Genomic DNA, 11,538 nt, shown 5'->3' on the forward strand with positions numbered 1-11,538 from the left:
TCCCCCGGAGCGGCCTAGAGACGATTCTCTTTATTTTTTGCCTGATTCTCTCTGGCATCGCGGATTTTGCTTTGTGCCATGTCCGGGACATCGCAAGGCTCCCGGCAGCCGGAGGAAAGAACCATGACTATTGCTTGCCGATGTGGGGCTTCGCGCCGCCGAAAGGATCAGGCAGTTTTTTGCGAGGATCGGATATTCCGTCCCGCCCGCCCGGCGGCTAGTATTGCCGAAAAGGGAGCTTTTCCCGGAATCCGCTGCAAAGGAGTATTCTCATGAAACGTATTGCCGTCGTTTTTTTCGTCCTTGCGCTGGCCGGGGCGTCCGTGGGCGCGGCGCGGGCCGCCGACACCGCGTCCGAGGCCGGGCAGAGCGTCGTTCGCGCCGGGACGCAGGCCTCGGCCAAGGGACCGGAAGCCTGGTTCACGGGCACGGTGCGCGTTGATCCCCTGTTCCCGGCCAACGAGGCCGCCAATGTGTCTGGAGCCTATGTCACCTTTGAGCCGGGCGCGCGCTCGGCCTGGCACGAACACCCCGCCGGGCAGACCCTGGTGGTGACTTCCGGCGTGGGGCTGACCGGCACGGCAGACGGCAAGGTTGTGGAAATCCGGGCCGGAGACGTGGTACGCTGTTCCCCGAATGTGCGCCACTGGCACGGCGCCGCGCCCCATGTCGCCATGACCCACATGGCGCTCACCGGCGTGAAGGACGGCAAAAACGCCGTGTGGCATGAAAAGGTCAGCGATGCGGAGTACAATCGTCCTGTGAGCAAATAGAAACGGCTTTCCCGGCAGGCTTTACCCGGCCCCGCCGGGCGGGTAGCATGGGCGCATGAGCATTGCACTGCGTCGCGCGGTCTTTCTGGACCGTGACGGCACCCTCAATCTGGATACGGGCTACGTGCACCGCGCGGAAGACTGGCGCTGGCTGCCCGGCGTGCCCGAAGCCCTGGCCCGTTTCAAGGCCGCCGGGTGGCTGCTGGTGGTCGCCAGCAATCAGTCGGGCATCGCGCGGGGCATGTTCGGCCCGGCGGAGCTGCGCGCCCTGGAGAGCTGGGTCGATGCCCGACTGGCTCCTTTGGGCGCGGCTCCGGACGCCTGGTATTCCTGCCCGCATCTGCCGGAGATCACCGGTCCGTGCGACTGCCGCAAACCCGCGCCCGGCCTTCTGCTGCGCGCCGCCCGCGATCTGGCTATTGATCTGGCGGCCTCCTGGATGGTCGGCGATCGGCTGCGCGATGTCCAGGCCGGACTGGCCGCCGGGTGCCGGGCCGTGCTGCTGCGCACGGGCTGGGGGGAGCGTGAGGCGGCGGAGGCGCGGGCGATAGCGCCGCAAGTGCCTGTGCTGCCGGACCTGCCCGCCGCCTGCGCGCATATTCTGGCGCAGGAACCCTAACACAACGACGATCTCTTTCCGCGCGGGAAATTCATGTAACAGGGAACCAGAGTTCTGTATCCGTTCCGCGTTCAGGCTTGGCCGCTTTTTTTCAGCCGCCGCCAGAGTGTGGTGCGATGTATACCCAGAGCGGCCGCCGCCGCATGGATATTTCCCTGCTCTTCTATAGCCAGCCGAATGGCCTCATCGCTGAGCAGGCGACGGGATCGGGCACCTGCCTGAACGGCGTGAACCCTTTCTTTCAAGATGTCACGCAGCTCGGCTTCATCCAGATGGACGCGACGTTCCTCACTGAGCACCACCTGCCGCTCAATGATGGCTTGCAATTCGCGGATATTGCCGCTCCATTCCCATTCCTGCAAAAACTTCATAGTCCTGGCCGCGATCCTGCCCGGAATTTTGCCGTATTTGACGCAGAATTTTTTTAGAAAAGTCTGGGCGAGATCCCGAACGTCTTCACGGCGCTGGTTCAGGTTGGGAATATCCAGGCGCAGAACATTCAGCCGGTAATAGAGATCTTCACGAAAAGAGCCCCGGCGCACGGCATCTTCCAGTACCTTGTTAGTGGCCGCGATGATCCGGCAGTTGGCCTTGACGATTCTGTCATCGCCCAGACGCATGAATTCCCCATCTTGGAGCACGCGCAGCAGGCGGCTCTGCATTTCCAGGGGAATTTCCCCTATTTCGTCCAGAAAGACGGTGCCCTTGCCCGCGTATTCAAAGACGCCCTGCTTGCCGCCGCGCCGGGCATCGGTGAACGCGCCGCGTACATAGCCGAAGATTTCGCTTTCCATCAGAGTAGGCGGCAGGGCCGCCAAATTGACGGCTACAAAGGGTTCATTCCGGCGAGGGCTGGCGTTGTGAATGGCATGGGCGAATAATTCCTTGCCTACCCCGGTCTGGCCCAGCAAAAGTACGGCGGCATCGGCTTGAGCGTATTTGCGGGCCTTGGCCTTGGCTTTTTGCAGCGCTTGGCTTGTGCCCACAATGTCGTCAAAAGAAAAGCGGGAAGCATGTCCCCGGTCTCCTCCATTGCTGCGATCCGCTTGGGGGCGGATCGGCCCCTCCGGCCGGACGCTCAGGGTGATGACTCCGCCGATGCCGAATGTTTCGGATTCAGTTTTTTTCCAGCAGGCCACGTATTCTCGTTTGTCTTCGTCGTGGGTGACCATGGCTCTACTCATGCTCCCCATAAAGAAGGAAGGTGCGACATGGCCTTGGAAAAGGGGAATCTGTTGTATGTCGAGTCCCAGAAGCTGCTTTTTGCCTACGCCGGCCACGCTGTCCGCCAGCACGTTGCTGTAAAGTACGCGACCCTCGCGGTCCAAGGCCATCAGCCCCAGATCCAGCTGATCCAGAATGGCCGCCATACGGCGCGTTTCCCGCCGAGAGTCGTCGCGTGCTTCAATGAGCCGCCGGGCTGCGCTGCATGCCTGACGTAGGCTTTCCTCGCCAGAGTTGAGCGGGATACAGGGGATGTTGTTTTCCCGGCACATTTTCACCACCCGTGCGTCTCCCACAATCACTTTTGCCTTGTATTCCAGGGCGGTGAAAATGGCTTCCAGACAATCCCACGGTGAGGAACGGGCGACGAAACGCAGATCCAGATCAAAAAGATCCATGATCTTTTTAACGCCTTCCAGCATGTTGGGGTAGGCGATGAAGGCCATGTTATGCGAAATTTTCTGCGCCTCACGCACGGCGTCAATGATGTCGAACGACGTCACCTGGATCTGGACGATAGGGATGGGATCGGGGTCGCCCTTCTGGGCCTCGCATAGGAATTGCGCCACGCCGCCCCGGCTGATGATCACTTCAATGGAGGATGTTCTGGCGTATTCTACTACAGTGGCGGCGGGCTGATCCAGGACGTTCAGGGCCAGGACGTTATGCTCGTCTTTGGGAACGGCCTTATAAAAGGCTTGGATCAGGTTTTCGTCGGGGGCGGCGAAAAGAATGCGCGGCGTGGGGTCAGGCATAACGGTCTCCTTTGTGTTGCATAGTTGCATATAGTGCTTGTTTTGGTTGCATGCAACAAAGATAGGGCTGAAAAATATTTCAATCACCTTGAAATATTACCTATTTATTTTGGTATGCCTTTTGCTTTACCAAGAATATTCTGAAGCGGCAGAGGCTGTTCCTTCGTATCATCTACCTTTGGAGTTGTTGTCATGAGTACACGTATAGGCACGTTCATGGCCTGTATTCTGTGTCTGTTCCTGATCGAGAGTCACGCTCCGGCGGCCTTGGCGGCATATCCTGACAAGGAAATCCGTCTGATCGTTCCGTACAAGGCTGGCGGGCAGAGCGACCTGACCGCCCGTAAGCTGGCGGAAGTCATCCAGGCGAAAAAGCTGCTGTCCCAGCCGGTCATCGTGATTAACATCCCAGGTGCCAATACGTTGGAAGGCCTGCGTAATGTCATGCGGGCCAAACCCGACGGTTATACTCTGCTGCTGCATCATTCGGCCTTCGTGACCATGAAGGCCTTAGGGCAAATTCCCATGAGCTGGCACGATTTCGAGATGGTCGGCCAAGCCCTTGAGATGTCTAATTCCCTGGTGGTCAATCTTGATTCGCACTTCAGGACCATTTCGGAGTTCATTGAGGCTGTGAAAAAAGAACCTGGTAAGTATCGCATTGCTATTCCGGGTTTAGGCGGCGTGGCGCATCTGGCCCTACTGGACGTGCTGGTTCGTACCGGTATTCAGGATAAGGTGGAGATTATGCCTTTTGACGGTGCCAATGAGGCAGTGACCGCCCTGATGGGCGGGCGCGTGGATATGCGTACGGCCCCTAATGCTGACATGGCTCGCTTCGTTATGGCCGGTGAACAGCGGGTGCTGCTGGTCATGGGCGATGACAAGCTGCCCGGCATTAAAGCGCCCCAATATGCCGCCGATCTGGGGTTGAAAAATACATTGATACTGCGCAACGGTATTTTCGCTCCCCGCGGTACCTCTGAGGAAGTTAGAAAGATTTTGGCCCACGCTCTGCAGCAGGCTGTGGACAGCGATGAATTTCAAGCCTTCGCCGCGCAGCAGACAGCCCAAGGCCGTTTTCTGGATGCCGCAGACTGGGCCAAGGCCTTTGTAGAAGATGAGAAGACCACCAGCAACATCGTGAAATTCATCGTCAAGTAAGGATGTGGCGGCGTTCGCCGCTTTTCCAGCCTGGGCGGCGGGCTCCCTCCCTCGCCGCCCAGGCACTCCCACAGGAAAAACGGATGAAATGTTTTGAATCCCTTCTGCTCGCGTTGTTCGCCCTGTTCGGCCTCTGTTGTGCACTCGGGGCCACGGAACCGGCTTTTTTGTTGCAAAAAGACTATCTGGGCGCTATCGGCTATCCGCGTATCATCGGTTTTCTACTGGCCGCATCCTGCCTCGGGGCTCTGCTACGCCTGTGGCACACTCGAAAACCGGCGTCTTCGGAGGGTAACGCCTTCCCACAGCTGCGGCACGCGGTGGCGCCGATTGCGCTGGCTGTGGCTTATGTGGCCGGCATCGCTTGGTTTGGCTTTATCATCAGCACCTTTATCTATCTTTGCATCATGCCCTGTTTTCTGGGCGGCGGCACCGAGCGCGCAGTCTTGCTGAAAAACCTGCTTTACGCGGGCATTGTTACTGGCGTCATTGAGGCCTTTTTTAAGGTCTTCAAAATATATCTGCCCACGACGTATCTGTTCTGATCCCAAGCATACCAAGAGGCTACGCGCATGTTTGAGACTCTGACTGGGGCTTTTGCCCACTTTACGGATCTTTTCACGTTGCTTTTGCTCTCCGGCGGTGTGCTACTGGGATTGCTTTTCGGAATTATCCCAGGTCTGACCGCAACGCTGGCGGTGATTCTGTTGGTGCCCATGACCTACGGAATGAGCGCCGTTGCCAGTATTTCCGTGCTGATCGGCGTGTATATCGGCGGAATATCCGGTGGGCTTGTTTCCGCTATCCTGCTGGGCATGCCCGGGACGCCGTCCTCTATCACCACGGCCTTTGACGGCTTTCCTCTGGCCAAGCAGGGTAAAGCCCGCAAGGCGTTGACAGCCGGCATTGCGGCTAATTTGGTAGGCACGTTGACCGGCTGGAGCTTTCTGGTGGCCATTGCCCCGCAACTGGCCCGCCTCGCCCTTCAGTTTGGTCCCTTTGAGTACGTGGCGGTCATTCTTTTCGGCCTGACCACAGTGATCAGCCTTTCCGGCGGTTCCATCTTCAAGGGATGTATTGTGGGTATATTGGGCCTAGCCATTTGCACTATCGGCATGGACCCGATCACTGGAATGCCGCGCAATACTTTCGGCTTGGATTTTCTCTCCGGCGGCATCAACGCCGTGCCGGCCATGATCGGACTTTTCGTGGTGGCTGAAGTCTTTCGGGAATGCGAGAACCAAGCCGTTCGCATCATGGGCGACAAACTGCGTGTTGCCGACGATTCCCGCTTTACTTGGCAAGAGTTCATCCGGGGCCTGCCCAATCTGATCCGCTCCAGCCTGATCGGTGTGGGCATCGGCATTCTGCCGGGCATCGGCGGAAGTCTGGCCAATTTTGTGGCTTATGACCAAGCCAAGAAGGCGTCGCCGGAGCCGGAATCCTTCGGTAAGGGCAACATCCAGGGCGTGCTGGCTTCGGAAAGCGCCAACAACGCCGTTATCGGCGGCGCGTTGATCCCCATGCTGGCCTTGGGCATCCCCGGCGATGTGGTCAGCGCGGCACTGATGGGTGGCCTTCAGTTGCATGGCTTGGAACCGGGGCCGCTACTCTTCACCGAGAATCCGCAGTTCGTCAGCGCAGTGTACATAGCTTTTCTGATCAATGCGATATTGATGTTTGTCTTCATGATGCTGATGGGCAACCGTATTTTGCCAAAGCTGCTGTTGGTGCCTAAAAAGTATCTGCTGCCGATTGTGCTCGTGGCGAGCACGGTGGGCTGCTACAACCTGGGCTACAGCATTGTGGACATGTGGACGGCGGTTGTCTTCGGTGTCGTTGGTTATGTCATGGGTAAATGCAACTACCCTGTTACCCCGATGATCATCAGTCTGGTGCTGGGAAAAATGCTGGAAAAGCAATTGCGCCTGGCGCTGCTCATGGGCAAGGGCAGCCTGCTGCCGCTGTTTACCCATCCGCTCTGTCTGCTGTTCATCATATTGGCCCTGCTTTCCCTGTTCATTTCATTCCGACGCGCGCGGCGCGGCGCGTGAACGCGCTCTATTCCGAGGAAATATCATGGAGCAATGTATCATTATTCTGGACGTCAAAGACAACGTGGGCGTGGCGGTGCGGGAATTGCGGGCAGGCGGGCTTTATGCCGTGCCCGGACACAAGGAGAAAGTTACGGCGCGGGAGGATATTGCCTTCGGCCATAAAATCGCCCTCCGCGCTCTGGCGGATAACGAACCCATCCGCAAATACGGCGAGGTCATCGGCTTGGCGCGAGGTGTAATCAGCGCGGGCAGTCATGTACACATGCACAACATGCGGAATACCGTGGAGTAAGGAGGAAAGGCCATGCATTTCATGGGGTATCCCCGCAAGGACGGCCAGGCGGGCACCCGTAATCTGGTGGCTGTGCTGCCATTGGTGTTCTGCGCCAACCATGTGGCCCGGCGCATCGCCGACGCAGTGCGGGGGGCCGTGGCCTTTCCGCATCCCGTGGGCTGCGGCTATCCAGGTCCGGATCAGGAGCTGACCGCTCATATTCTCAAGCGGCTTGCCCTGCATCCCAATTTCGGAGCCGTGCTTTTTGTGGGTCTGGGCTGTGAGCGTATCCGCCTGGAGGATCTGGAACCCGAGGTCATTGAGCGACAAAAGCTTCTGCGCAGCCTGAGTATTCAAGAGGTCGGGGATTCCTGCAAGGCAATCGCGCGGGGTGTGCTTCTGACCCAGGAACTGGCCGTCGGGATTGCACGCTTGAGCCGCGAGAAATGTCCGCTCTCGGCCTTGAACCTAGGCCTTAAGTGCGGCGGCACGGATGCCTTTTCCGGTCTGGCCGCCAATCCGGCGCTGGGCCTGGCTTCGGACCGACTGCTGGAAGCGGGCGGCACGTCGCTGCTCACGGAAATCACCGAGCTGTGCGGGACGGAGAAGATCATGGCCCGCCGGGCGGTCAATCCCGCCGTGGCGGAGCGTATTCTGACCTGTGTGGATAAAAACGTGCGCCGTCTGCATCGGGCCACGGGCAGCCTGGAACACAACGGTGCGGGCACGGGCATGCTGGTGTCGCCGGGTAATGCCGAGGGCGGCATCAGCAATGTGGTGGAAAAGGCTTTGGGAGGCTTGAAAAAGGCCGGTAACGCACAATTTCAGGATGTGCTGGACTATGGCTGCCCGCCACGGGGGCACGGCCTTTATCTGATGGACGGTCCGGGCCACGACGGTGAAGCCGTGACCGGCCAGGTGGCTTCCGGCGCGAACCTGGTAGCCTTCACCACGGGCCGGGGTACGCCCGCCGGTTTCCCCGGCGTACCGGTGCTGAAGATTACGGGCAATCCTCTGTTATTCAAAAGCATGGCCGCCAATCTGGATTTCGATGCCGGCAGGCTGTTCAGCGAGGGATTGGCCCTGGAGGCTCTGGGCCGCGATCTTTTTGAGGCACTGTTGCGTACGGCTTCCGGCGAGCCCACCAAGGCGGAGCTGCTGGGACATGAGGAACTTTTCTGCATTTCGCGTTTTGTAGCTACCCATCGTTGCTACGAAGGCTGCGGCGAGGTTTGAGGAGCATCGACATTTTATGTGCCGGCGCGTGCTGGCAGGAGACAAGGCATGAAGTATATCCGTTCCCGCGTGCAGAACCGGGAGACCGTGTATGGCGTCTGGTGCAGTCTGGCTTCTTCCATCTGCGGCGAGATCGTTGCGGGCGCGGGCTATGACTGGATGTTGCTGGATGTGGAGCATGCCCCAGGCAGCCCCGCGACCTTGCTGCCGCAGTTGCAGGCCGCGGCGGCTTTTCCCTCCGTGCCCATTGTGCGCGTGCCCATACTGGACCGGGTCTGGTGCAAGTGGGCGCTGGATCTGGGGGCCTCGGGCATCATGTTCCCCAACATCGACAATGCGGCCCAGGCGGAAGAGGCTGTCTCCTTCATGCGCTATCCGCCGCAGGGCATGCGTGGCGTAGGACCGGTCGTGCGGGCCTCGGATTATGGACGGGACTTCAGACGCTATGCCGCCTGCGCCCAGCGGCAGCTTTTGGGCGTCATGCAGATTGAAAGCCCGGAAGCCGTGGAGCAGTGCTCGGCCATCGCGGCCGTGCAGGGCGCCGACGTGCTCTTCGTGGGACCGGCGGACCTGGGCGCAAGCCTGGAACTGCCCGAGCGTTTTGCGGATCCGCGCTTTATGGAGACGCTGCGGGGCATTGCCGACGCGGCGCGCGGGCACGGCAAGGCGGCGGGCATCTTGCTGCCCACGCCGGACCTGGCCCCGGCCGTGCGGGAAATGGGCTATACCTTTATCGGCGTGGGCTCGGATGCCGCGTTGCTGGCGCAAGCCCTGGCCGATAACCTGAAAAGTCTCTGGGCTTCCGAAAAATAGGCGCGACGCCGACCCCGGTTCAGGCCGGGGTCGTGCCGCCAGACGGACAACAAACCCCGCTTGCGCGGTGTTTGCGCCGCCATCGGCTCGTTTTCAGAAAACTCGCCGGGCGGAAAGGCACAAAACCAGTCGCGCAACGGCACGGCAAAGCCGCGCCCCGCTCCTGATTTTTGGTCGCGTTGACGTTGTCAACGCTCTGAAGGCCCCCCGGCTTAAGCCGGGGGGCCTTCCTCCGCGTCCAGCAGGCCCAGCAGCTCGCTGGTCTTGTCCTCCAGCAGGGCGGGATCGGCGCGGCTTTCCACATTCAGGCGCAGCAGGGGTTCGGTGTTGGACATGCGCAGGTTGAAGCGCCAGTCCGCGAACTCCAGATTGACGCCGTCCAGGCGGTCCTCGTGCAGGGCCGCATCCGCATAGCGGTCGCGGAGTTTTTGCATCAGCCGGGGCGCGTCGGCCACCCGGCGGTTGATTTCGCCGCTGCAGGGATAGGCGGCCATACGCTCGCTGACCAGTTCGGCCAGGGATGCGCCGGAGCGGCTGAGCAACGCGGCGATGAGCAGCCAGGGCAGCATGCCCGAATCGCAGTAGGCGAAATCCCGGAAATAGTGGTGGGCGCTCATTTCGCCGCCGTAAACCGCGTCTTCGGCGCGCATGCGTTCCTTCATGAAGGCGTGGCCGGTCTTGCCCATGATCGGCGTGCCTCCGGCGGCCAGAACCATTTCGCGCGTGTTCCAGTAGACCCGCGTGTCGTGGATGACCTTGCCGCCCGGAAAGCGCCGCAGCAGTTCCCCGGCCAGCAGGCCGATCAGATAATAGCCCTCAATGAAGCGGCCCTCGCTGTCGTAAAAGAAGCAGCGGTCGAAATCCCCGTCCCAGGCGATGCCCAGGTCCGCACCGGCCCGGCGCACCGCTTCGGCCGTGGCTTGGCGTTTTTCCGGCAGAAGGGGATTGGGCACGCCGTTGGGGAAATGCCCGTCCGGTTCCATCTGGCGGCAGGCAAAGTCAAAGGGCAGGGACGGGGCCAGCTCGCGCAGCACCAGCCCGGCGCAGCCGTTGCCCGCATCGGCCGCGATTTTTAAAGGCCTGCCCGAGTCCGCCGCATCCCGCGCGCCGCTGTAGTCCAGCAGCCAGTTCAGATAGTCCGGCCTGAAACAGGCCTGGCGCACGCCGGAAAGCGCGCCCGGCGCGGGCGCATTCCGCGGAGCTTGCGCTTCAAGCAGCCGGGCCACGCGCTCCCTGAGCTCGTACAGTCCGGAATCCCCGCTTACCGGCACGGCCCCGGCGCGGACCAGCTTGAAGCCGTTCTCGTCCGCCGGGTTGTGGCTGCCGGTGATCATGATCCCGGCGTCAAAGGGCTGGTTGGCGGCGGCGTAGTAGATTTCTTCCGTGCCGCAGAGGCCCAGATCAGTGACCCGCGCCCCGGCTGCCAGCAGCCCCTGGGCCAGGGCGTCGCGCAGCTCTGGCCCGGACAGGCGGGCGTCGCGCCCCAGCACCACGGAACGCGCGCCCAGCACGTCCGCCACGGCCCGGCCCAGAGCGCGGGCCAGATCGGGATTGAGAGCGTCCGGCACGCGGCCCCGGATGTCATAGGCTTTGAAGCAGGAAAGATCGTAGGTCATGGCGTCCTCGCAAGCAGTGGCGGTTTTTCCCGCATGCTTGTGGAAGAGGACGGCGATGTCAAGGGCGGGGCCTGGGCGAAGTTCGGACTTCACCATACACGACGGGCATGTTACGGAAAGGTATGAGTCCATTTGCTCAAGCGGCGGATTGTCGCCGGACGTTGAGCCCAAACCCCGCGTACCCATAGGTGATGTTATGTCTCAGTTTCCTGCGATGGAAGTCAGACGCAAAGACGGCAAGGAATCCTTTGTGGGCTTGGAACCAAAGCGTACCCTTCAAGATTTTTGGGCCTGGGCCTTTTCCGATCTCGTCGGCAATACGGAGCGGGGAAAACTGGCCGAATATATAGTGGCGACGGCTATCGGCTGCCATATGGAAACCAGCCCGACCTGGGAAAGTTTTGATCTGCTTTCCCCTGAGGGAATACGAATTGAGGTCAAAACTTCGGCATATATTCAGTCATGGGCGCAAAAAAAGTTTTCAACCATTACTTTTAACATTCCGCAAACGCGTTATTGGGATGGAACAGCATACGCCGAAGAGAAAAAGCGCCAAGCTGACGTGTATGTTTTCTGCGTCTTGAAGCATAGAGACCAGAAGACCATCAATCCTCTGGATCTGAGCCAGTGGGCTTTTTATGCCGTCGCCACCGAAAAACTCGACAAGACTTTCGGAAGTCAGAAAACTGTATCCTTGAGCAGATTGACGGCACTGTGCAACGTCATGCCGTGCGACTATGCCGCATTGAGGAACGCCGTCAGGGCTGCGGCTGGAGGGATTTGCCGTGCACGGACTTAGCTGCCGTCGCCGGCAGAGGGAAGAAGCGGCATAAAAGAAGAGGCTGCTGCACATTGTGTGCAACAGCCTGAAATTTCTTTAAATGGCGGAGGGGGTGGGATTCGAATCTGACTAGGCTCAGGACTCATTAAAGGTAAAAAATGACAATAGCTGCGATGCAAATGGCGGAGAAGAAAGTGTGGGCACACCGATCATAGCGCGTGGCAAT

Annotated in this window: 11 protein-coding genes and 1 pseudogene; 9 read left to right on the forward strand and 3 right to left on the reverse strand. The window is 60.0% G+C overall.

The window, feature by feature from the left end; genetic code table 11:
- Positions 1-272: 272 nt before the first annotated feature.
- Both KH208_RS11025 and gmhB read left to right on the forward strand, forming a co-directional pair.
- Positions 273-773 (forward strand): cupin domain-containing protein, encoded by a 501-nt coding sequence (locus KH208_RS11025; RefSeq protein ID WP_291436264.1) that lies wholly within the window; start codon positions 273-275, stop codon positions 771-773.
- Positions 774-828: 55 nt separating this feature from the next.
- A complete protein-coding gene (gmhB, locus tag KH208_RS11030; RefSeq protein ID WP_291436265.1) occupies positions 829-1,392 on the forward strand; it encodes a D-glycero-beta-D-manno-heptose 1,7-bisphosphate 7-phosphatase in 564 nt (187 codons plus the stop codon).
- Between the two features lie 71 nt (positions 1,393-1,463).
- Here the strand turns inward: gmhB and KH208_RS11035 are convergent, their stop codons facing one another.
- Positions 1,464-3,371: a sigma 54-interacting transcriptional regulator gene (locus KH208_RS11035; RefSeq protein WP_291436267.1), complete on the reverse strand. Its 1,908-nt coding sequence runs from the start codon at positions 3,369-3,371 to the stop codon at positions 1,464-1,466.
- 216 nt (positions 3,372-3,587) lie between these two features.
- Here KH208_RS11035 and KH208_RS11040 point away from each other — a divergent pair, with 216 nt between their 5' ends.
- The 6 genes from KH208_RS11040 to KH208_RS11065 all read left to right on the forward strand — a co-directional run bounded on the left by KH208_RS11040 (position 3,588) and on the right by KH208_RS11065 (position 8,915).
- Positions 3,588-4,535: a tripartite tricarboxylate transporter substrate binding protein gene (locus KH208_RS11040; protein WP_291436270.1), complete on the forward strand. Its 948-nt coding sequence runs from the start codon at positions 3,588-3,590 to the stop codon at positions 4,533-4,535.
- 83 nt (positions 4,536-4,618) lie between these two features.
- Complete coding sequence (locus KH208_RS11045) at positions 4,619-5,080, forward strand: tripartite tricarboxylate transporter TctB family protein (protein WP_291436272.1); 462 nt, start codon at positions 4,619-4,621, stop codon at positions 5,078-5,080.
- A 27-nt stretch (positions 5,081-5,107) separates the two neighbouring features.
- The gene (locus KH208_RS11050) at positions 5,108-6,589 is read left to right on the forward strand and encodes a tripartite tricarboxylate transporter permease (protein WP_291436274.1); all 1,482 of its coding nucleotides are present in this window, start codon (positions 5,108-5,110) and stop codon (positions 6,587-6,589) included.
- Between the two features lie 25 nt (positions 6,590-6,614).
- Positions 6,615-6,884 carry a UxaA family hydrolase gene (locus KH208_RS11055; protein ID WP_291436277.1) on the forward strand — a complete coding sequence of 90 codons (270 nt, stop codon included), beginning with the start codon at positions 6,615-6,617 and terminating at the stop codon, positions 6,882-6,884.
- Between the two features lie 12 nt (positions 6,885-6,896).
- Positions 6,897-8,102, forward strand: a complete 1,206-nt coding sequence (locus tag KH208_RS11060; protein WP_291436279.1) for a UxaA family hydrolase — start codon at positions 6,897-6,899, stop codon at positions 8,100-8,102.
- A gap of 48 nt (positions 8,103-8,150) precedes the next feature.
- Entirely contained in the window at positions 8,151-8,915 is a 765-nt protein-coding gene (locus KH208_RS11065; RefSeq protein WP_291436280.1) for an aldolase/citrate lyase family protein, read from the forward strand.
- A 212-nt stretch (positions 8,916-9,127) separates the two neighbouring features.
- Here the strand turns inward: KH208_RS11065 and KH208_RS11070 are convergent, their stop codons facing one another.
- On the reverse strand, positions 9,128-10,531 hold the full coding sequence (locus KH208_RS11070; RefSeq protein WP_291436282.1) for a phosphomannomutase: 1,404 nt from the start codon (positions 10,529-10,531) through the stop codon (positions 9,128-9,130).
- 196 nt (positions 10,532-10,727) lie between these two features.
- Here KH208_RS11070 and KH208_RS11075 point away from each other — a divergent pair, with 196 nt between their 5' ends.
- On the forward strand, positions 10,728-11,330 hold the full coding sequence (locus tag KH208_RS11075) for a hypothetical protein (RefSeq protein ID WP_291436285.1): 603 nt from the start codon (positions 10,728-10,730) through the stop codon (positions 11,328-11,330).
- 127 nt (positions 11,331-11,457) lie between these two features.
- Here KH208_RS11075 and KH208_RS11080 read toward each other — a convergent pair.
- Positions 11,458-11,538: pseudogene (locus KH208_RS11080) on the reverse strand (IS5/IS1182 family transposase); the annotation flags it as partial.

The organism is Desulfovibrio sp. (assembly GCF_018379785.1).
Lineage (GTDB): Bacteria > Desulfobacterota > Desulfovibrionia > Desulfovibrionales > Desulfovibrionaceae > Desulfovibrio.

What these genes read in the sequence shown, in the direction of transcription:
- KH208_RS11060 (WP_291436279.1), top strand. Translation starts at nt 6,897, where the DNA reads ATGCATTTCATGGGGTATCCCCGCAAGGACGGCCAGGCGGGCACCCGT.
- KH208_RS11045 (WP_291436272.1), top strand. Translation starts at nt 4,619, where the DNA reads ATGAAATGTTTTGAATCCCTTCTGCTCGCGTTGTTCGCCCTGTTCGGC.
- KH208_RS11040 (WP_291436270.1), top strand. Translation starts at nt 3,588, where the DNA reads ATGGCCTGTATTCTGTGTCTGTTCCTGATCGAGAGTCACGCTCCGGCG.
- KH208_RS11075 (WP_291436285.1), top strand. Translation starts at nt 10,728, where the DNA reads ATGTCTCAGTTTCCTGCGATGGAAGTCAGACGCAAAGACGGCAAGGAA.
- KH208_RS11065 (WP_291436280.1), top strand. Translation starts at nt 8,151, where the DNA reads ATGAAGTATATCCGTTCCCGCGTGCAGAACCGGGAGACCGTGTATGGC.
- KH208_RS11035 (WP_291436267.1), bottom strand. Translation starts at nt 3,371, where the DNA reads ATGCCTGACCCCACGCCGCGCATTCTTTTCGCCGCCCCCGACGAAAAC.
- KH208_RS11050 (WP_291436274.1), top strand. Translation starts at nt 5,108, where the DNA reads ATGTTTGAGACTCTGACTGGGGCTTTTGCCCACTTTACGGATCTTTTC.
- KH208_RS11070 (WP_291436282.1), bottom strand. Translation starts at nt 10,531, where the DNA reads ATGACCTACGATCTTTCCTGCTTCAAAGCCTATGACATCCGGGGCCGC.
- gmhB (WP_291436265.1), top strand. Translation starts at nt 829, where the DNA reads ATGAGCATTGCACTGCGTCGCGCGGTCTTTCTGGACCGTGACGGCACC.
- KH208_RS11025 (WP_291436264.1), top strand. Translation starts at nt 273, where the DNA reads ATGAAACGTATTGCCGTCGTTTTTTTCGTCCTTGCGCTGGCCGGGGCG.
- KH208_RS11055 (WP_291436277.1), top strand. Translation starts at nt 6,615, where the DNA reads ATGGAGCAATGTATCATTATTCTGGACGTCAAAGACAACGTGGGCGTG.